The organism is Chryseobacterium hilariae, assembly GCF_051400735.1.
Taxonomy (GTDB): Bacteria; Bacteroidota; Bacteroidia; order Flavobacteriales; family Weeksellaceae; genus Chryseobacterium.
Genome location: NZ_JBLFFJ010000001.1, coordinates 1434656 through 1454803 on the forward strand (window position 1 = coordinate 1434656; position 20148 = coordinate 1454803).

Below are 20148 nucleotides of genomic sequence, written 5' to 3' on the forward strand. Positions count from 1 at the left end.
TTACATTTTTATCATCCAAAATTAGTGAAAAAATTGGTAATGACCTTCATTTGCCCATTTCAGCATCTGCCGGTCTCCGGAAGTATCTCCGAAAGCGATAATTTTATCGTATTTAGAGTCGTGTATTTCAGCTTTTATTCTTAAAAGTTTTTCCTTTCCATTGCAGTTTTTACCAATGAAATTTCCCGTAAAAATGCCATTTTTAAACTCTGCCCTTGTGGATACAAGCTCCATTTTCAGTTCTTCGGCAAAAGGTTTCACCCATATATCCAGAGAAGCAGTTACCAATAAGCTCTGTGTATTATCCCTATCGATATTTTTAATAAAGTCAAGAGCATTTTCTCTTACAATCTTTGGATAATGCTGTTCAAAAAACTGTTTGGACTTCATCTCGATCTTTTCCTGTGTCTGTCCTTTCAGAATAGATCCTATAAAGCTTTTCTTTACTTTTTCAGTTTCGGCAAGCTTCAGTTTCAATAGAATAAATAGAGGAACATGTCTTAAAAATTGTATCCGGAATTTGGTAGAATCGTAGAATTTAAGATACATAAACATTGTATCTTTATAGGTCAGGGTTCCGTCAAAATCAAAACAATACAATTTTTTCATTTTTTACTAAAGCTTTAATTTTTTGAATATAAATTCAGGTATATTCCTGATAATCATCATGATAATACTCCATACCGGCAAAACATATGCCACGTTTTTCTGCTTTTTAAATGCTTTATAAATGCATTCTGCAGCTTGTTTTGGTGTTGCCGTCAGCTTAGGATTCAAAGGCAGCCCTTCTGTCATTTTTGTAGCCATAAACCCTGGCTTTATAGTAAGAACATGTACTTTTTTCTCAAAAAGATAGTTACGAAGCCCGCTAAGATACGCTGTAAAAGCCGCTTTTGCGCTTCCATAGATAAAATTACTCTGTCTCCCACGGTCACCTGCTACTGATGACAGTCCAATGATGGTTCCTGATCTTCTGCTTTCAAACTTCTGTGCAAAATAGTTCATAACGGGAACCAGCTTTGAATAGTTGATATTAATAATCCTTTCTGTATTTCTGTTATCATAAAGGCCGTCTTCAGTTCCATCTCCCAAATATCCTACGGCACAAAATAATACATTTGAACTGACATGATCAAATTTATTATAATCAATCTCTTTCATCAGATCAATTTCAATCACTTCGGACTGCTGCAGAAACTTTACATCAATATGCCTCGCGAATCTTTCAGTAGTTTCTTTATTTGAGGTGAAAAGATATATTTTTTCAAACTTTTCTCCTTCCTGCAGGGCCTTTTCAACAAAAGCCTGCGCCACCTCTGATGTACTTCCCAGAACTATCATTATGAATTATTATTTATGATTCTTTTGTGCTGTAAGGACACAAATTTTGAACTTTGAATGTTTTTAAGATAATTCGTAAGCGAAGATCTGCTCATGCTGTCTTTCGTAAGATAAATTCTTCCCCCGAACTGCTGCACCGTATCATCCAGTTTGTCAACAAGACTTTTCAGCTTTGAATTAACTTTAAAATCAAGGGCCAGCGTATAGCCTTCAACAGGAAATGAATTATAAGCCTGAGGATTGTTTTTTCCAAAGAGTTTTAAAACAGCCAGAAACGATCCGTTCCCGCTTGCTGCAATGGTCTCAAGGATTTGCTTCATTCCTTCCTTACCTGCTTCTTTCGGGATGACCATCTGGTACTGGATGAAGCCTGCTTTCCCGTAGATCTTATTCCAGTCATTGATTGCATCCAAAGGATAGAAAAAGGTTTCATAATCAATGAATGATTTCACTTCTTTTTTTGTCTGTTTTTTGTAATACAGGAGATTGAAGATCTTTACTGTTAATGCATTCAGAACAAAGCCCGGAAAATAAAAAGGAACTGTAGGCTGTAATTTTTTCTTCAGTTTTAAAGGCTGTTTTGCCATATTTTGTGGAAGCTCGTGCTGAAAAGCATGCTCACCTCTCATTAAAATGCTTCTTCCTAAATTTTTTCCTTTCTGGAGACAGTCGATCCACGCTACCGTATACGTCCAGTTTTCGCTTTCTTCGAAAAGTTTGAAAATTTCGTCCAAATTCTCTGCTTTTATGCTTTCCTGGCGGATATAGGCGGATTCTATATTTTTAAGTTTAAATTTTACCGTAAGAATAATCCCGGTAAGTCCCATTCCTCCAATGGTAGCCCAGAACTTATCTGAATTTTCTTCTCTTGAGCATGTAATGATATTACCGTTTTCTGTCATCAGCTTAAATTCTGTGACATATTCTGAAAAGCAGCCTTCCGCATGGTGGTTTTTACCATGAACATCTGAAGCAATAGCTCCCCCCACTGTAATAAATTTTGTTCCGGGAGTTACATAAAGAAAATAACCCTGCGGCACTGAAATTTCAAGTATATCTGAAAGCAATACTCCGGATTCACATTCTATAATACCGTTGAGACGGTCGAAACTGATAAACTTATTTAGCTTTTTGGTAGAAAATATGGTTTCTCCCAGAGATGCATCACCATAGCACCTTCCGTTTCCTCTTGCAATAATTTCGTTATGATTGAGCACAAATTCTTTTATTTTTTTGAAGCTGTCCTCAGATCTCATTTCTTTTTCTATCACCGGGAAATTCCCCCAGTTTGTAACTTTTTGTATGAAATTCGGCTTCATTTTTTAAAATAAATCTGGATTAAGAATGCGGCTACCCAAAGTATTAAAGTTATCTGGATATATCGGTCTCTGTATACAATTTTCGTAGGAGATTCTGTCCTGTTGTACACTAATGTCTGCTGAAGATATCTTAAAAAAGCAAAGACTACAAATATGACAGTATAAAAGACCCTCTCATGAAACCGTGCCTGAACTTCAGGCGAAAGGGTAAACATAAGATAGCAGACAATAGCCAGTGTAACTGAAATAGACAATGCAATATCTGCAAACTGCACGTTATATCCGTCCAGTGCTTTCCTTGTTTTTCCTGAAACCTGTGCATTAATGAGCTCTCCTCTTCTTTTTCCGATCGCCAAAACCAACGCCAGCACAAAAGTCAGTAAGATGGCCCACTGTGAAATACCTATTTCTGTAATATACCCGCCAGCCAAAACTCTCAGCACAAAGCCTAAAGCGATAATAAAAATATCAATGATGGCAACATGTTTAAGTTTAAAGGTATAGGCAAGATTGATGGCAATATAAAGCCCAATAATTGTAGCGAATTTCCATAAGGGCTCATGGAAGTAAAGCTTGGCAAGAAACACAAGGGCAATGTCAACAATAATAAGTCCTGTAAGGATTCCCAAAGCTTTAGCTTTTGAAACAGCTCCGCTTGCCAGAGGCCGTCTTCTCTTTTCAGGATGTTTTCTGTCGACCTCAATATCATTATAGTCATTCAGGATGTAAACAACGCTTGCTGCAAGGGAAAAAATGATAAATGCAAAGATACTTTTACTAAGTAGGTCCAGATTTGTAATATTTCCGGAAAAAAACAGAGGGACAAAAACAAACAGGTTTTTTACCCATTGCTCTACACGGAGGAGTTTAAGATATTTCTTCATTTATGCTGTTTCGGTTGCAAAAATAGTGAATTCAAGTTTAACACCATAAAAATACAAAAAAAACCGCCGAGGCGGTCTTTTACGAAAATATTTATATAATTAAAATTAATTACTGCCCTTGCTTGGCTTCATTAATCATTTTTTCATTAGCAGTAATGGCAAATTCCACTCTTCTGTTTTTAGCTCTTCCTTCGTCTGTATCATTGGTAGCCACCGGCATGGATTCTCCTTCACCTTTTGTAAACATTCTGTTGGAAGCAATTCCTTTTCCGGATAGATAAGCTTTTACAGCGTCTGCTCTTCTTTGAGAAAGAGACAGGTTGTAAGCATCAGCACCTTTGCTGTCTGTATGTCCGTAGATATTGATATTGGTATCCGGGTTATCCACAAGAACTGTAGCTAACTTATCAAGGTTGGCCTGAGCAATGGAAGTTAAATTTGAAGAGTCAAAAGCAAAGTTCACAATGCTTTCATTCATGGTAATTTTGATACCGTCTCCTACTCTTTCTACTTCAGCACCAGGTAAGGTTTCCTTAATCTGCTTAGCCTGCTTGTCCATTTTATTACCGATAACGTTACCTGCAACACCACCGATAATACCTCCTAATACTGCTCCTAATGCTGAGTTTTTACCACTTCCTACATTATTTCCCAAGATACCTCCGATCACAGCTCCTGAAGCAGCACCTACTGCTGTACCTCTTTGCTGATGATTAGAATTCTGAACAGCTTCACAGCTTGTTAGTAATAATGCTGATGATAAGAAAAGAGCTCCTATATATGTTTTATTAAATTTCATTTTTTTAATCTTTTATATTGATAAATTATTTCATTCCTGTTCTCTGGAAGTTGTAAACAACCTGTACTGTGCTTCCGTCGAACGGTACGCTCTGTACAAGTGAGAACTGATCTGTAGACTGGTTAGTAATCGTTAAAGAATATCCTACAGTATTTTCCTTAGCTTTAGTTCCTTCAGCGATTTTTTTAAACAAGAAAGTATTGCCATCTTTTACTTCAAATTTAATTGGACGTGTAAGGCTTGGGCAAGCTCCACCTCCGTTTAAAGTATAGGCACCGGTATAATTATTTGGAATTAATCTCCAATGGCTTCCTACAAAACACTGGGCATCTGCACCTTCATCAAAAGGCTTGATTTTGAACCCTTTTTCATAGTCCACGCTTACAATCTGCCAGTCGCCTTTTAACTTTAAGTATTCGGCTCTCTGGTTTTGTGATGTTTCTGCTTTTTTCACTGAGGAACAAGACACTGCAAAAAGTGATGTTCCAATCATCCCTGCAAGTAGTAACTTTTTCATTTTGTTGTTTATTATTTTGTTAATATAAAGTTACAAAAAACCGTGCCAAATTGAAAGATAAAAATAAAAAAAGTCCGAAAATTTCGGACTTTAAATGTTTTCTCCTTATATACAGGAAGATATACTATTTTTTAACAGCCTTTTTTACGGATTTCGCAGGCTTATTTTTCCCTGAAGATTTCCCGTCATAGAAATTGGTATAGGCATATTCTGCTGCCTTTTGAAGATCTATAACACCTCCGGCCTGAGAATACTCAGGAAATTTGTTATCCGCATTAGGATTACTGCTTTTTACAAGAGCCTCAATGATCTGGTAAGGCTTAAGATTAGGCATATAGGCAAGTAATACGGCCGCGGCACCGGCTACTACCGGCGATGCCATAGAAGTTCCCTGAAGATATTTGTATTCGTTTTTAGGAACTGTAGAGTAAATTTCCTCTCCTGGTGCAAAAACGTTTACCATTTTCTTGTTATAGTTTGAAAAATCTGCTCTAAGCTCGTTATTTCTGTTGGTACTTGCTCCTACAACCAAAACGTTATTTACAAATGGTTTTTCATCTGCAATATTTTTAAAGTTGGTAGGGTAAGCAAGATGTTCAGCCACATCTTCGTTTTCGTTTCCTGCTGCTTTTACTAAAAGAACACCTTTGTCTTCAGCATATTTGAAAGCATCCCAAACTACATTTTTACCTGGAGAAACCGGTTTTCCGAAACTCATGTTTAACACTTTGGCTCCATTATCCACTGCATATCTTATAGCATTGGCAACGTCCTTATCTCTTTCGTCTCCATTTGGAACGGTTCTTACGGACATGATCTTAGCTACTTTGGAAGCTACGCCATACTGTATTTCTTTACCTTGAGGAAGACCGGCAATGATTCCTGCAACATGTGTTCCGTGTTCCGCATCCGGACCCTCATAGTCATTATTCCCATAGTTTTTTTCAGAATAATCATCGTAGTTATCTCCTACAATTTCTTTTCTTGGATCATAGCTAAGGTCATATTGTTTGGACTGTGGGGCAAAATGATCAATGGCTTCCTTCATCTGCTCTTTCATCAGCTTTTCGAAATCTGCGGAAGATTTTCCTTTGAACTCAGGATTTTCAGAAACCTGTCCCAAAATCTGAAGAGCAATAGCATCTTTCTGATCTGTCGGCGGTTTAATTCCTTGCAAAGTTTCTGCAGTTACAGGCTTACCTCCCAAAAGCTTTACCATATTTGGAATGATAGTGTTGATCATAGTATACGTCTGCAGACTTTGTTTTGCTTCTACACTTTTTTTGTTGAAAAGCTCCTTAGACTTCATATACATAGCAAATTCTTCAGGCATTTTTGCCTGGTTCGCTTTATTTTTTGCAGAATCCTCACCTTCGAAAACAGGCTTGTATTTAGCAACAACTCTTGTTACCTCCATATTGTCGATATCGATGTCGCCATTTTTTCCGCCGATAAAGTTCCAGCCGTGTATGTCATCAATATATCCATTTCCGTCGTCATCTTTTCCGTTTCCGGGAACTTCATTAGGATTAGACCATACATTTTTTACAAGACCCGGGTGATCAACCTGAACACCACTGTCTAAAACTCCCACAACAACAGTTTTAGGCTTAAGGCCTTTGGATTCTAAATATTTATATGCGTTTGCCGTATTTACTCCGTATACTTTTGTTGCAGAAAAATCTTTATGATACCAAGTCATCAGATCTTTATCTTCTTTCGGGTCAATGCTCTTAGCCTGTGCTTCCTGAGCATATGAGAAACTAAAGCCTGCCAGAAAAACAGCAGCTAATAATACCTTTTTCATATGTTGATAATTATTTTTTCTTAAGTCATATGCAATCGCCATTTCACTGGTTCATTTTTATAGAATTTCGTTAACGGCGATTTCATGTTAGTATGATTGTTTAATATTTTTTATATAAGTCAGAGATTCAGGACCTTTGTTACAGATGAGATCCAAAATCGATAAATCTTCCAAAAATCCCAGTTTATCAGAGAAGGTCTGGTAATATTCCTCCATTTTAAATTCTGAGGGATGTTTAGCCGAAAATTTCTCTCTGAAATTAATACTTTCAGGATTTTTGATATATTCTTCATTCAAAGACTGTGCCTTTTCTGTTTTAAGGATCTGCTGTATGACCTCTAATCCTTTAAGGTTGAAATCGATGAGGAATTTCTCTTTCAGATCATATATTTTCCTGAATTTATCCTCATAATATTCAAAATAAGGGGAACTTTGATATGCTGTTTTGATGGATTTCCAGTGCAGGTTTCTCCAATCTTCCCTGTATGAGATTTCAATATCTTTAAATTCTCTTTTTCCGTTATGATTAATAGGAATTATTAAGGAAAGCTTTCCGTTTGCCCCATAAATATTGGTTCTGTTCCTGTAGGTCTGTTTAGGAAAATTTTCAAACTGTTCAAATATAATCTCGTTCTCAGGATTTAAAAACACTGAAAACCATGAAATCGGCGGCATATAAAATACCGGCAATAATACATTCTGCATAATTTTTAATTTTTTGGATAAATAACTCTTCCTATTATTTCTTCTTCATTAATCAATCCTGTATATCGAGAATCTAAGCTGGCATTCCGATTATCACCAAGAAAAAAGACCTTTCCCTTCGGAATAATAATGGGGCCAAAATTATCAGCAGTCCAGTCTTTACCATATACTTTGAAAATATCGCGGTTCGGGCCAGTATTGATAAATCTTTCATAAAAAAAATTATTATCAAGCTCGTTATCGCTTAAATTGGTAATGAAATGATTTTGACCCAATGGAAAAAAGTCATTTTCTGAAAATCCTTTCATCATTAATTCATTCACAAAAGCCCGATCTATTTTATAGGAATGCTTCAGGTTTAAATGAGTATCTACTGAAATGTCATTAACATACAATTCTCCATTCTTAATCTGAATCTTATCTTTGTATACTCCTACCAGTCGTTGTATATACATTCCTTTGCCATAGGTATTGTTCTGATAATAGATCAGCAATTTATTTTTATCATAAGGCAGGATATTAGTGCTCACAACAAATGATCTTTTTTTTACCGTCGGTTCACTTCCGGCTTCGGGTACAAAAGCATATTGCAAAACTCCTGTGAGTTTTGCAATAATGAAAAGAGTTACAATGACACTTCCTGTAAGAAGTATTGTATTAAATATTTTATTTTTAAACACTATTCTTCTGTGTTTTTCTTTCTGAACAATTTCACAAAATACTCCCATCCAAAGAAAAGGATAAGAATCATTGCAGCGATCCACCAGTAAGATGTTTTGTTGGCTTCACCAGTGTTTGTTGCTTTAAACATTCTGTCCCAACGAACCTTAAATGGAGCCTGATAAGAAGAGCTATTGTCTGAGAAAGCACCTTGAAGGCTCATCCAGGTAAACATAGGCTTTCCTACAATATTTTCTTCGGGAACGAAACCAAAGAATCTTGCATCTAATGAAGCGTCTCTGTTGTCACCTACCATCATGTAATAATCCTGTTTAATGGTATACTGGGTTGTTTCTTTCCCATTGATAAAAATCTTCCCGTTTTTATTTTCCAGACTGTTATGTTCGTATTCAGAAATAATCCATCTGTATTCTGGCAGGGTTTCCTGATTAAGTGTTACCACATCTCCTTTTTTAGGAATTTTTAAAGGCCCATACCAATCCTGGTTCCAAGGTTTGTTAACTGGGAATATAGATTGTGTGGTATCTATTTTCTTTGCAACTTCATCTTTGTATGCAATTGCGGCATATCCTTTAGGATTGACATCTTCTTTCATATCAATTACCTGAGGTAGCTGCTTAATTTCTTTCGCTATCTTATCTGTAAGTCCTTGAAAACCATAAAGAAATCCTTCATTAGTTTGCTGTTCCTGTACAGGTAAAAATCCATACATCTTATACAACGCAGGAATATCCAACTGACTTCCTGTACTTACAACATATTTGTGCTGTACTTCCTGGTCCCCTAAAACCATTTCAGGCTTTCCATTCACGAAAAGTCTCCCGGCTCTCATTTCAAAGGTATCTCCGGCAACGGCTACACATCTTTTAACGTATGGATCTTTTCTGTCGATCGCTGTATGAACGGAATCACGTGGATAGTTGAAAACAACTACATCATTTTTCTGAGGCTTGCTAAACTGGAAAATTCTTGTGTAAGGAAGTTTTATGCCATCAACATATGATTTGGGATCATCTTTTGGATTTCCTTTCTGTCCTGTATCCATAATGGTTCCCTGAAGGAATGGTATCGCTACTGGGCGCATCGGCATTCTGTATCCATAGCTCCATTTGTTTACGAAAAGGAAATCACCTACTAAAAGTGTTCTTTCCATAGATCCTGTAGGAATTCCGAACGGCTGTGTTACAAAAACGTGAATAATGGTTGCAAAAACAACCGCAAAAGTAATAGATCCAATAAACGTATCCTTCTTTTTTTCATTTTTTTCTTCGTCTGTCATGAACAGATCGTTGGCATTTTCGTCTTCTATTTCTACGTCTTTAGAATAGTTCACCGTTGCCATATAGATAAACGGCAGGATCACAGTAAGCAGCTGGTGCTGAAAAAGGGTTTTTCCAAATTTTTTCATCAAATAAATATGGAAAACAGACATCATAATAGGCCCCACTATCGGAAGATAGGAAAGGATTGCCCACCATTTCGGGTGTTTTGTTTCTTTTAATATAATGAAGTAATTGTAAAAAGGTATAAATGCCAATAATGGACTATACCCCATTTTTTTGAACAGCTTCCAAGTGGAAATCCCCATCAGTACAGACAAAATGAGAACATATACTGTATAAGTTAAAAAATAATTCATAGTTTTTTTGTGCCTATTCTAATGATATAAATGATCAATGATGATTAATAAATGATGAGTCTCTTCAGTTATTGTCGAATCATTATTTTCTGTTATTAGTTTACTATTTAGCGTAAATGTTACAAATTAAAGCCCCAAAACGTCTTTCATAGTGAAGTTTCCTTTTTTGTCTTTTATCCATTCTGCAGCAACTACAGCTCCGAGTGCAAAACCGTTTCTGTTGAAGGCCGTATGCTTTATTTCAATTTCATCAACTTCACTTTTATAGTAAACGCTGTGAGTACCGGGAACTTCATCTTCACGAACAGCAAAGATACCCAGTTCTGATCCCTGGGTTTCTTCCAGTTTCCAGGCGTTAAATTTAGGATTATTTTTGATGATTCCTTCTGCGATGGAAATTGCCGTTCCGCTGGGAGCATCTTTTTTGTGGATGTGGTGAATTTCTTCCAGCTGGCAGGAGTATTCATCCACATTTTTCATGATATCTGCTACTTTTTCGTTGAGGGCAAAAAATAAATTCACACCCAAGCTAAAATTGGAACCATATAAGAATGCGCTATCATTATCTACAGCCATTTTTTCAACTTCTTCTTTTTTCTCCAGCCAGCCTGTAGTACCGCAGATCACGGGTACTTTATTTTCAAGACAGGCTTTGATGTTATGATATGCAGCCTCAGGTAATGAAAATTCAATGGCAACGTCCGGATTATTAAGATTTTCAGCTGTTGGAGTTTCTTTGAGGCGAGCCACTATTTCATGACCTCTCTTCTGTGCAATCTCATCAATGATCTTCCCCATTTTACCATATCCAACTAATGCTATTCTCATGTGATATCTTATTTATTTGATCTCAGCGAACTTTACCATTCAATGAGCTTTATTCAAAATTATACTTTAAAATCTATAGCTTAAACTTAAGCCTGTTTTTGGGTTTGAAAATCCATACTGATCCTGAATTATCGTAGGATTAAAACTAAGATCCGGATCGTGACGGCTTTCGTAAAGATGCGCATCCACCACGGCATCTACAATGTTCAGGATGTAGATCAGGCCTGTGATGGCGATAGCGTAATCTCTCTGCCTTTTATATCTGTCCTGAGCATTTCCAAAAGCTTTTTTATCAAGCCATGGGTGACTGTCTACAAATTCATTAGGTGTTCCGTTAAGTTTCGCTACGTAATATTCACGGTATTTTTTGTACTGATTGTTACTCCAGATGGTATATCCGATACCGGCTCCTACAGCTCCCCAGACAATAGGGATTTTTATGTATTTTTTATTATAATACTGTCCTAATCCCGGAAGAACGGCAGAATAAAGCCCGGCTCTTGTAGGGTTAAGCTTGATGGTTTTCTTTGTCGGTCCGTTTGCATTTTCAAGATCTTCAATGATCTTGGCTTCTGTTTTTACCGTTTTTGTTGGTTTTACAGTTTCAGTAACAACCACACTGTCTTTCGGGAGAGGCCCTATACGAACAGTGTCGCCGGGAATCACCTGCGAGTAAGCAAAAGCAAAAATGCCCAAAAAGAATGTGAAAAATAATTTCTTCATTTATTTAATATGGGATAAAATATATTCCAGTTCTTCTTCATTTTTGAAGTCCAGAAGAATTTTACCTTTTTTTCCGTTGCCGGAGGTTTTGATTTCTACTTTTACGTCTAAAATATCAGCGATGGTTTTCTGTGCTCTTTTATAATTGTTGGAGAGTTCAGTATTGACTTTTTTTGCTGCCGGTGATTTAGGGTTCTTCAATGCAGTAGCAGCCTGCTCGGCCTGACGTACATTGAGTTTTTCTTTGATGATCAGATCAAATAAAATTTGCTGATGTTCTTCACTTTCAAGACTGATGATGGCTCTTCCGTGCCCTGCAGAGATTTCTCCGCTTCTGATTGCATTCTGAATGTCAGGATTCAATCTTAGAAGTCTAATGGAATTGGTAATGGTACTTCTGTCCTTCCCTACTCGCTGGCTCAGGTTTTCCTGGGTAAGACCGATCTCATCCAGAAGTCTCTGATAGGTCAGAGCAATCTCAATAGCATCAAGATCTTCTCTCTGAATATTTTCAACAAGAGCCATTTCCAGAAGCTCCTGATCGTTTACCAAACGGATATAGGCAGGAACCGTCTGAAGCCCGGCAATTTTACTGGCACGGTAACGTCTTTCCCCTGATATGATTTCGAATTTCTCACCGTCTTTTCTTAAGGTAATCGGCTGGATCACGCCTAAGTTTTTAATAGACAGGGCAAGTTCGTTTAATGCTTTTTCGTCAAAATAAGTTCTTGGCTGGGTCGGATTCGGATAAATATCTTCAAGGGCAACCTCTACGATATTCCCAACAAACTTATCTGCTCCTTCATCGGTCGCGGAGTTGATACTCGCTTTGGATTCAGCACTCAAAATGGCTCCCAAACCACGTCCCATAGCTCTTTTTTTGTCCTTCATAAATATATTTGATAATGATGGCTTAAATTCTAAGTTACAAATGAATAATCAGTTATTAAATTGACAACAATTAATTTGACTACTGTCCATTTATGTATTGACTATTTACTGCTATTAATTTTTTACTAAGTTTTCATTCTTCAGCAGAACTTCTTCTGCCAGCTGAATGTATTGGATAGCGCCTTTACTTTCTGCATCGTAGTTCAGGATACTTTCTCCAAAACTTGGTGCTTCACTCAATCTTACGTTTCTGCTGATGATGGTTTCAAAAACCATGTCAGGAAAATGTGAATTCACTTCTTCAACCACCTGGTTAGATAATCTTAATCTGCTGTCGTACATGGTAAGAAGAAGGCCTTCAATGCCAAGATCCTTATTATGGATCTTCTGTACATTTTTAATAGTATTCAAAAGCTTACCCAAACCTTCCAATGCAAAATATTCGCACTGAATCGGAATAATCACAGAATCTGCTGCAGTAAGGGCATTAACTGTAATAAGTCCTAAACTCGGCGCACAGTCTATAATGATATAATCATAATCATTTCTCACTTCTGCCAATGCTTTCTTCAGCATGTACTCGCGGTTTTCTTTATCTACGAGCTCAATTTCCGCCGCTACCAGATCAATATGTGATGGAATGATATCCAGATTGGGAGAAGCAGTTCTTTTGATACAGGTTCTTGTATCTGCACTGTGCTCCAATAGATTATATGTAGAGTACTGAACATCTTCCACACCAAGCCCAGAGGTTGCATTAGCCTGCGGATCAGCATCAATGATCAATATTCTTTTTTCCAATACCCCTAATGCTGCCGCCAGATTTACAGCTGTGGTAGTTTTTCCTACTCCTCCTTTTTGATTAGCGATACCTATGATTTTTGCCATTATTAGAACTTTAGGTTTCAAAAATACACTTTTTTCTTTGCTCTATATGAATGGCGAAATTCAAAATTGAGTTAAAGTATTGTTAATAAACAGTTTAACAATTAAAAAAATTATCCACAAAAAAAATTCTTTGTGGATAACTTTTAAGATCTGTTTTTTTATGTCAATTATTCAAAGTTCATTGTGATTGGAAATTTGAAATAACTTCTTACGGCTTCACCTTGTTTATTTAAACCAGGTTTCCATTTTCCTTTGATATATTTAATGGTTCTGATAGCCTCATTATTAAATTCTGCATTCGCTCCGTTAGCTTTTATCCCGGAAATAGTTCCATCAATCTCAACTACGAAAGTAATTGTTGTTTTCATTACTCCTTCTCCTCCTTCAAACCCTGAGCCGTCAAAATTATTCATCACCTTATTCCTGAAAGAATTAATTCCTCCTTCGTAAGCTGCCTCAACAGCCAAATCTCCTCCACTGACAATTTTATTTTTATCAACAGTCGGTGTTGTTGGGGCGGTAGTAACTGGTCCACTTACTATCTCCGGAGCCGGCGGAAGATATCTGTCAGGTTTTACCGGATCTCCTTTGGAGTCATCTGCTAAACCCGGAGCTGCATCCTGAGGCTTAATTTGTTTAATCGGTTCTATTGCATCCTTGATAGGTGTTGGAACAGAACTATCAAACTGCTTCGTATGTGGAGGTGTAACAGGCTGAACCGGTTTTACAATTTCTACGGGAGGTCTCTCTATCGGATCTATTTTTTTTAATTTGATAACGACCGGAGGGCCATCCTTAGGTACATGTACAGATGGCTCGCTTCTAAATGCCGAAATCACAAGCGGCGTTATGGAAATTGCAGCCAATAAGCTCACGCCCACAAAAAGCGCTTTGGTTAATAATCTATCTGATTCATTTCTTAATACATAGGCACCATATTCTTTGTTGCGGTGCTCGAAAAGAACCTCGTTAAAACGAAATTCCTGATTTTGGTTTAGGTGTTTCATCACTATTAAATATTTAAACTGTTAAAAAATCAGTGATTATTAGTTTTGTATGTTCTTATCGATAAGTATTGTTTCGATATCAAAACATCTGCCAAAATTTTATCAAAACATCAATATTTTAAAAAATATTATAACAATATATAAACTTTAACATTCTAATCAATCAGAAATATTCAAAACCAATCACCAATTCATTTTATTATTCGCAAAAAACCAGTCGTTATTTACAAAGTACATATCATAAAATTAAAAACAGTGAAAACCACATTAAAAAACAGGAAAAACACTGATGAATCAATTGCAATACTGAAATACATTTGTACCATAGAAAATTGGGGATGCTGAAAACCAAAAAGAGTAAGCAATTTTTAAAAACTTATAATTATGCCAACTTTAACTCAAGACGCAAAAACAAATTCATTAATGAGCATGCTTTTAAAGCAGGTCTATGACACTGTAACCAACGGAGGAAATCCGGAACATCTGGGAACAGATGATTTTATTGCATTTGATCCGGTAGGGATTACACTTTCAGAAGATACTTTCGATTATGCATTGAATGGTCTTTTCGGAGATGCTCCTTCACCAAAACCGATGCTGGACGGAACAGGAAAACCTATCCTGGATGCCAACGGGAATCCAAAAATAGATATGGAAGCTTATCAGACGGCTTTATCTAACAGCAAATTCAAAAAATACCTGCAGATGGAACAGTTTGCAGCAATGACCGACGCTATTCCATCACAGCTTCCACCGCTTACGGAAGACGGAAAAGGGAGAGCGATTACCATTATGAACGATTCACAGAAGAGAGTTTCTAAAGTATACGAGGATCTTTTGCAGTGGTCCGTGGTCGTAGATACAGATTTTGATCAAAAAGTAGAGAAAAAGCTAGACTCTCTGAGAAACAAATTATTCAAAATAAAGAAGGTAAAGAATCCTGATTTTGATGAGAATGCTCCGGTAGACGATATGAACAAACCTGAACTGATACACACTTTTGTAGCACCTACTTATGCAAAATATGTAGAGTATCAGATGAAGTATTATGATATCGTGGATGCAAACAACGAGATCCGAACTGCCGCAGATAATGGTGATACTGATGCCATGGCAAAATTATCCATTGACGGGAAAAACATGAAAAAACGTGAAGATGCAGCTTTAAAGGCATGGCAGTCTTTAGGATATAAGGAAGCCGTGGAAAGAATTCAAAATTATCTGAGTGAGATTGAAGAGAAACACATGCTTGTGATCAAGAAAAGAATTCAGGCGGAATTCAGGAACAGCCAGAGAACAAGAATTTTAGATTATACAAATTACTCTCCATGTATTCCGGTAGCAGCCAATGCACTGAGGGAATCAAAAGGATGGCCGGAGATTTCTATTTCGCAGGGGAAAAGCAATTATGATTATTCTAAATCCATCCACAACTGGGGAATGGCAGGAGGTTTCAGCATGGGATTATTTTCCATTGGCGCAAAAGGTGGAGGAAAAAATGAAAAAACGCAGATAAACTCTGACTATACAAGCATGGATATTTCTTTCAAAGTAGGAAAAGTAAGAGTGGAAAGAGGCTGGTTCAATCAGCAGTTTATAGAATCCAAATACTGGAAGCTTCATGAACAGTCTCCACAGACCTTGAACGGGGATATGATCAGTGACGGAAAAGGCAAAGGACTTATGCCGTCTATCATTACGGAACTGATCATTGCCAAAGATGTTTCTCTGGACTTCAAAAACAGCAGCTCTGCTTATACTGATGCTAAAAATTCCATATCTGCAGGAGGTGCTGTAGGAATAGGACCTTTCGTAATTGGCGGAAACTATAGCTACGACAATCAGAATGTAAAATCCAGCTATGACTGGGATGGTAGAAAACTGACCTCAAAAGGAATTTACATTATCGGTTACAAATGCCACATCGTACCGAAGTCTCCAAACCCGAACCCTGAAATTAAAAAATGGGCGGACGGAAAATCTTAACCTAATATATCCTTCTCAATAGAATGGCCGGCAGAAGTCTTTTCTGCCGGTTATTCACCTAAACTAAAAACGAAAACCATGAAATATTTTGTAGCCGTCTACCAGAAACTGAAGAACATTTATATGTCACAAAGCTCGATGGAAAATGATCTGCCCATGATCTGCCCTTCCCTGCGCATTTATGACAATGAGGAACTGGAACTACTGAAACCTCAAAGCCTGCTGAATGACGAACAGAAAAAAGCGCTTTCGATCATTAAAAAGCAAAATGTAGCTTACGAACTGAACTCTGTGCCTATCTCACCTAACTTTTGGGACCTTAATCCCAATAATTCTTTATTTGATATTTACAGGGATATTCTGGATAAAAACAACCTGAAAAATCTGGAAGAGAATCTCGATAAGGTCCTGGAAAACAAAAGCAACATTCTTTTCGATGCTAAAAACAGCGACACCAAAGAGTTTAAAGCTTATAAAAAATACAGAACACTATATGAAGACGCCGTTAATAAAGTAACTGATCATCTGTTGCTGTTTGACGGGCTGGAAACTGATGAGGAAAAAAGAAACTGGAATGACCGGCTTGTCAACTTAAACAACCTGAAAGAACTGGCTTTTTCTGAATGGAAAGTAAAAGGCAGCAAAGATACTATTGAAAAGGAGCTGGCAAGGATCAACAGATCTTCTGATGCTGATCTCTATCTTGCTATGGCGCAAAATGCAAAACACACTTTTGAGGCCGCAGAAAAAACTGATGTGATCAGCAATTCTTCGATCCACGACATTAATTTTATCCCTTATGATTTTATGGAAAATGAATCGGGATGGAACAGTATGCGCATTGAAAAATCCGAACTGGAAGGACTTCATTCTGAAGCGAAAAACGGCAATGAAAATATTCCTTCTGAGATTTTATCTATAGATTATGACGAAAGCATGATCCAGGCCGTGGAAGTGGAATATTCTTTTGTGCATTTAAAAAGAAGCTGGTTCAATAAAAACTTCATGCTATCCAATTATTTTGAATGGAAGGAGCCTAAGAAAATATCAGACGGACAGACGATTTCCAATGATTTCAAGCTTCCGGCATTTCCAAAAACCATGATCCTGATTAAAAACCTGAAAGTGATCCTTGATCCTTCTATTATCAGCACCAGTGTCAGCAATGCGGAACAGCTGGTTTATTTCGGACCTATGGTAATGAAACAGCAGGTTTTCATCAATAAAAACAATAATCAGAAGTTCCTCAAAGCGATCACCAACGTAAAGACAATCAAATCCAATCAGCTTAATTATCTGGCAAAAAAAACAGCCATCGCTGAAACCCAGAAGGCAACACTTATTAATGATTTTTCAGCCAGAGCAGCAGTGGAATATGAACCTGCAGAAAACATGAAGGCAACGGCCAATACAGCATTCGCAGGCAAAATAAATACTGGAAATATCCTGAGCAATATCAGAAATTTAAGACCTCTTAATCCTGTACCACACAGAGCAAGCCCGGTACAGCCAGCACCTCAGCCAGCCAATCCCATTAAAGTACCTTGGGGATCATGGGGTCCAAAATTTCCGACTATACCAACTCCTAATCCAATTCCCACTCCTGTTCCGCCACCACCGGCAGGTTCCGTTGTACAATTCAGGGTTTATGATAAGATTAATAATGAACCTATTTATAAATGTGCTATTTCTATTAAAGGAACCAATAACAACAGGATTTTTGAGATCGAAAGCAATGAAGCAGGCATGATCAACCAGCTGATTCCTCTAGGGGAATACAGCATTGAGCTAAGAATTGATGATTATGCAGTTTTGAATCAGAATTTCAGTGTTGCCAGTGCGATGCCTCTTAACCTTGAATATAAGCTTCAACGGGAGGAAGTAAAGTTTAAATCCTTTTTCCTGATCGGAATGATCTGTGAGAGAATGCCGCAGATACCGATTAATCAGTAACTGAGAGAAGAGACAAGACATCAGATATCAGATATCAGACATCAGATTTGAGACTTGAAATGCCTGGTCATTATACTTCTAAAAATATTCATTATTCATTTATTCATTATTCATTTATTCATTATTCATTATTCATCATTTAAAAAAACTGTCATGAAACTTTTAAAATATTATACAAAAGCACCGGAAGTGCTTACATTATGCGAGATCCTTTATCAACTTGGATACAGCATTAAGATCTCAGATTCATTCACTCTGGAAGTGGATGCAGCCGTAAAAGATTTTCAAAGAAAGAACTTTTTGGTTGTAGACGGAATCGTAGGTGTAAAAACCTGGGCCGTTCTTCTTGAAAAAGACGAAAAACCCGTGAGCCAGACCGATAAATTTCTGAAAGAAGAAGATCTTATCCATTTTGCAGATGAATACCATCTAGAATTAGCTGCTGTAAAAGCCGTGAACGAAATTGAAAGCAGCGGAAAAGGATTTTTGATCAACAATAAGCCCAAAATTCTGTTTGAAGGTCACGTTTTCTGGAATGAACTTAAGAAAAGAGGCATCGATCCTAATTCTTACTACAACTCAAACAGCCAGAACGTTCTTTATCCGAAATGGACAAGAATACACTATCAGGGCGGTGTAAAAGAGTATGATAGATTAAATGAGGCAATCAGCCTGAATAGCAGCCCTAACTTTAAAGAGGCCGCACTGTCTTCTGCTTCGTGGGGAAGTTTTCAGATCATGGGTTATCATGCTAAAAATTTAGGATATCCCGATGTAAATAGTTTTGTTTCGAGAATGGAACTCAATGAGGGTGAACATTTGAGAGCATTCGGGAAATTTTTGGAGAAGAATAACTGTCTTGTTCATCTCAGAAATAAAAACTGGGCAGGTTTTGCAAAGCTTTATAATGGAGCTGGCTACAAGGAAAACAAATATGATGAGAAGCTTGCGAAGGCTTATGCGAAATATTCGCAAAATTAAATAAGGAGTTTTATTTTTTAAAACTCCCGTAGACTAGATTAAACCATTAAGATAAATGAAGGTGATAAGTTTAGTTAAGAAAAATCATTTTATTTTTTAAGCTGTACACCTTAAAGCGAAGCTGAAACTTAATATTCTTAAAAGCTTAATGATGCTTAATGGTTTAAAATTTCTTTCCCATAGATTAAATAGACCATATCTTTCTTTTTGTCATTAATTGAAGGTAAAATCTTATATCAGGATATACTTTCGGAAATCGCCTTTATAGCAAAGCATCTCAATTTTTTATAAAACAACATTCAAAAGCTATAAACTGATAATCAAATGGTTATATTTATTATTTTTTAACATTAGTTTAACATTTTTGCTTATCTTTGCTTTTCGTCAAATAACTAAGGATGTCTTTATACCAACAAATTGCAGAAAAACTACAATATATAAGTCCGAGTTTTTATAAAAAAAGATATTTTAAGAATTTAAACAATCTTACTAAGGACAATTTTTCGGCGCGCAATGTAGAACCGGAACTGATATGGATCAAGGAATACCTTCCAAAAAATGCTGTAATACTGGACATCGGAGCCAACGTCGGAACTTTTCTTTATCAGTTGGAACATAAGCTGAACCATGAAAATATTTATGGTTTTGAACCCAACAAGAAACTTTACGGCCGCCTGAAAAGACTTTTTCCGAGAATGAGGATATTTCCTTTAGCGCTTTCTGACGAAAATACCACAGCTGAATTTAAAGTTCCTGTTATTAACGGCAAACTGATTGCTTCCCGGGGAACTTTAAACACCTCTTACAAAGAAAAAGGTGAAGAAAAAAGCTATACGGAAAAAGTAAAAGTGATCAAGCTGGACGAATGGGCTGCTATTGAGCATTTTGACAGACTGGATTTCATTAAGATAGATGTGGAAGGAAATGAAATGAAAACCCTTTCCGGCGCAAAAAAAATCATCAAGCGGTTCCTTCCGACACTGATGGTAGAAATGGAACAGAGACATCACAAAACCCCGATCTGGAATGATATTTCTGAAATAAAAAATTGGGGATATGAAGCACAATATCTTAACCGTGACAGTTTTAAGCTGGAGCTCCTGACGGAAGAGATCTTAATACACAACACCAACGATGAAAAAAACAAGACCAGCTATATAAACAACATTATTTTTACGCCAAAAAACCATTAAAAAAAC

19 protein-coding genes are annotated in these 20148 nt (G+C 36.9%); 4 read left to right on the top strand and 15 right to left on the bottom strand.

Going from position 1 to position 20148, the window contains the following annotated elements:
- Positions 1-21: 21 nt before the first annotated feature.
- From ACMGDK_RS06585 to ACMGDK_RS06655, 15 genes are all read right to left on the bottom strand, one after another.
- The gene (locus ACMGDK_RS06585) at positions 22-609 is read right to left on the bottom strand and encodes an HAD family hydrolase (RefSeq protein WP_436807200.1); all 588 of its coding nucleotides are present in this window, start codon (positions 607-609) and stop codon (positions 22-24) included.
- A gap of 6 nt (positions 610-615) precedes the next feature.
- Positions 616-1341, bottom strand: a complete 726-nt coding sequence (locus ACMGDK_RS06590; protein ID WP_436807201.1) for an SDR family NAD(P)-dependent oxidoreductase — start codon at positions 1339-1341, stop codon at positions 616-618.
- Complete coding sequence (locus ACMGDK_RS06595; RefSeq protein ID WP_436807202.1) at positions 1341-2660, bottom strand: FAD-binding oxidoreductase; 1320 nt, start codon at positions 2658-2660, stop codon at positions 1341-1343. The genes ACMGDK_RS06590 and ACMGDK_RS06595 overlap by 1 nt, the downstream gene beginning before the upstream one ends.
- Complete coding sequence (locus ACMGDK_RS06600) at positions 2657-3544, bottom strand: decaprenyl-phosphate phosphoribosyltransferase (protein ID WP_436807203.1); 888 nt, start codon at positions 3542-3544, stop codon at positions 2657-2659. The genes ACMGDK_RS06595 and ACMGDK_RS06600 overlap by 4 nt, the downstream gene beginning before the upstream one ends.
- Before the next feature lie 109 nt (positions 3545-3653).
- Complete coding sequence (locus ACMGDK_RS06605; RefSeq protein ID WP_436807204.1) at positions 3654-4343, bottom strand: YiaD family glycine zipper/OmpA-like lipoprotein; 690 nt, start codon at positions 4341-4343, stop codon at positions 3654-3656.
- A gap of 25 nt (positions 4344-4368) precedes the next feature.
- Positions 4369-4860 carry a hypothetical protein gene (locus tag ACMGDK_RS06610; RefSeq protein ID WP_436807205.1) on the bottom strand — a complete coding sequence of 164 codons (492 nt, stop codon included), beginning with the start codon at positions 4858-4860 and terminating at the stop codon, positions 4369-4371.
- Between the two features lie 124 nt (positions 4861-4984).
- Positions 4985-6667, bottom strand: a complete 1683-nt coding sequence (locus tag ACMGDK_RS06615; protein WP_436807206.1) for a S8 family serine peptidase — start codon at positions 6665-6667, stop codon at positions 4985-4987.
- An 87-nt stretch (positions 6668-6754) separates the two neighbouring features.
- Positions 6755-7372 carry a WbqC family protein gene (locus ACMGDK_RS06620; protein ID WP_436807207.1) on the bottom strand — a complete coding sequence of 206 codons (618 nt, stop codon included), beginning with the start codon at positions 7370-7372 and terminating at the stop codon, positions 6755-6757.
- A 5-nt stretch (positions 7373-7377) separates the two neighbouring features.
- The gene (gene lepB / locus ACMGDK_RS06625; protein WP_436807208.1) at positions 7378-8052 is read right to left on the bottom strand and encodes a signal peptidase I; all 675 of its coding nucleotides are present in this window, start codon (positions 8050-8052) and stop codon (positions 7378-7380) included.
- The gene (gene lepB / locus ACMGDK_RS06630) at positions 8052-9692 is read right to left on the bottom strand and encodes a signal peptidase I (RefSeq protein WP_436807209.1); all 1641 of its coding nucleotides are present in this window, start codon (positions 9690-9692) and stop codon (positions 8052-8054) included. Before lepB (ACMGDK_RS06630) ends, lepB (ACMGDK_RS06625) begins: the two co-directional genes overlap by 1 nt.
- Positions 9693-9818: 126 nt before the next feature.
- Positions 9819-10520 carry a 4-hydroxy-tetrahydrodipicolinate reductase gene (gene dapB, locus ACMGDK_RS06635; protein ID WP_436807210.1) on the bottom strand — a complete coding sequence of 234 codons (702 nt, stop codon included), beginning with the start codon at positions 10518-10520 and terminating at the stop codon, positions 9819-9821.
- 66 nt (positions 10521-10586) lie between these two features.
- Positions 10587-11243, bottom strand: a complete 657-nt coding sequence (locus ACMGDK_RS06640) for a DUF5683 domain-containing protein (RefSeq protein ID WP_436807211.1) — start codon at positions 11241-11243, stop codon at positions 10587-10589.
- A complete protein-coding gene (locus ACMGDK_RS06645) occupies positions 11244-12134 on the bottom strand; it encodes a ParB/RepB/Spo0J family partition protein (protein WP_436807212.1) in 891 nt (296 codons plus the stop codon).
- A gap of 114 nt (positions 12135-12248) precedes the next feature.
- On the bottom strand, positions 12249-13022 hold the full coding sequence (locus tag ACMGDK_RS06650) for a ParA family protein (protein ID WP_040995517.1): 774 nt from the start codon (positions 13020-13022) through the stop codon (positions 12249-12251).
- Positions 13023-13189: 167 nt separating this feature from the next.
- Positions 13190-14029 (bottom strand): energy transducer TonB, encoded by an 840-nt coding sequence (locus ACMGDK_RS06655; RefSeq protein ID WP_436807213.1) that lies wholly within the window; start codon positions 14027-14029, stop codon positions 13190-13192.
- A 384-nt stretch (positions 14030-14413) separates the two neighbouring features.
- Here ACMGDK_RS06655 and ACMGDK_RS06660 point away from each other — a divergent pair, with 384 nt between their 5' ends.
- The 4 genes from ACMGDK_RS06660 to ACMGDK_RS06675 all read left to right on the top strand — a co-directional run bounded on the left by ACMGDK_RS06660 (position 14414) and on the right by ACMGDK_RS06675 (position 20142).
- On the top strand, positions 14414-16015 hold the full coding sequence (locus tag ACMGDK_RS06660) for a hypothetical protein (protein ID WP_436807214.1): 1602 nt from the start codon (positions 14414-14416) through the stop codon (positions 16013-16015).
- Between the two features lie 78 nt (positions 16016-16093).
- Positions 16094-17968: a hypothetical protein gene (locus ACMGDK_RS06665; RefSeq protein WP_436807215.1), complete on the top strand. Its 1875-nt coding sequence runs from the start codon at positions 16094-16096 to the stop codon at positions 17966-17968.
- A gap of 153 nt (positions 17969-18121) precedes the next feature.
- Positions 18122-18949, top strand: coding sequence for an N-acetylmuramidase domain-containing protein (locus tag ACMGDK_RS06670; RefSeq protein WP_436807216.1), 828 nt, complete (start codon positions 18122-18124; stop codon positions 18947-18949).
- Positions 18950-19347: 398 nt separating this feature from the next.
- On the top strand, positions 19348-20142 hold the full coding sequence (locus ACMGDK_RS06675) for an FkbM family methyltransferase (RefSeq protein WP_436807217.1): 795 nt from the start codon (positions 19348-19350) through the stop codon (positions 20140-20142).
- Positions 20143-20148: the final 6 nt, after the last annotated feature.

Coding starts and splice junctions, on each gene's coding strand:
- ACMGDK_RS06585 (WP_436807200.1), bottom strand. CDS start 609: ATGAAAAAATTGTATTGTTTTGATTTTGACGGAACCCTGACCTATAAA.
- ACMGDK_RS06665 (WP_436807215.1), top strand. CDS start 16,094: ATGAAATATTTTGTAGCCGTCTACCAGAAACTGAAGAACATTTATATG.
- ACMGDK_RS06640 (WP_436807211.1), bottom strand. CDS start 11,243: ATGAAGAAATTATTTTTCACATTCTTTTTGGGCATTTTTGCTTTTGCT.
- ACMGDK_RS06600 (WP_436807203.1), bottom strand. CDS start 3,544: ATGAAGAAATATCTTAAACTCCTCCGTGTAGAGCAATGGGTAAAAAAC.
- lepB (WP_436807209.1), bottom strand. CDS start 9,692: ATGAATTATTTTTTAACTTATACAGTATATGTTCTCATTTTGTCTGTA.
- ACMGDK_RS06615 (WP_436807206.1), bottom strand. CDS start 6,667: ATGAAAAAGGTATTATTAGCTGCTGTTTTTCTGGCAGGCTTTAGTTTC.
- ACMGDK_RS06610 (WP_436807205.1), bottom strand. CDS start 4,860: ATGAAAAAGTTACTACTTGCAGGGATGATTGGAACATCACTTTTTGCA.
- ACMGDK_RS06675 (WP_436807217.1), top strand. CDS start 19,348: ATGTCTTTATACCAACAAATTGCAGAAAAACTACAATATATAAGTCCG.
- ACMGDK_RS06590 (WP_436807201.1), bottom strand. CDS start 1,341: ATGATAGTTCTGGGAAGTACATCAGAGGTGGCGCAGGCTTTTGTTGAA.
- ACMGDK_RS06620 (WP_436807207.1), bottom strand. CDS start 7,372: ATGCAGAATGTATTATTGCCGGTATTTTATATGCCGCCGATTTCATGG.
- ACMGDK_RS06670 (WP_436807216.1), top strand. CDS start 18,122: ATGAAACTTTTAAAATATTATACAAAAGCACCGGAAGTGCTTACATTA.
- ACMGDK_RS06655 (WP_436807213.1), bottom strand. CDS start 14,029: ATGAAACACCTAAACCAAAATCAGGAATTTCGTTTTAACGAGGTTCTT.
- ACMGDK_RS06650 (WP_040995517.1), bottom strand. CDS start 13,022: ATGGCAAAAATCATAGGTATCGCTAATCAAAAAGGAGGAGTAGGAAAA.
- ACMGDK_RS06645 (WP_436807212.1), bottom strand. CDS start 12,134: ATGAAGGACAAAAAAAGAGCTATGGGACGTGGTTTGGGAGCCATTTTG.
- ACMGDK_RS06660 (WP_436807214.1), top strand. CDS start 14,414: ATGCCAACTTTAACTCAAGACGCAAAAACAAATTCATTAATGAGCATG.
- ACMGDK_RS06595 (WP_436807202.1), bottom strand. CDS start 2,660: ATGAAGCCGAATTTCATACAAAAAGTTACAAACTGGGGGAATTTCCCG.
- ACMGDK_RS06605 (WP_436807204.1), bottom strand. CDS start 4,343: ATGAAATTTAATAAAACATATATAGGAGCTCTTTTCTTATCATCAGCA.
- dapB (WP_436807210.1), bottom strand. CDS start 10,520: ATGAGAATAGCATTAGTTGGATATGGTAAAATGGGGAAGATCATTGAT.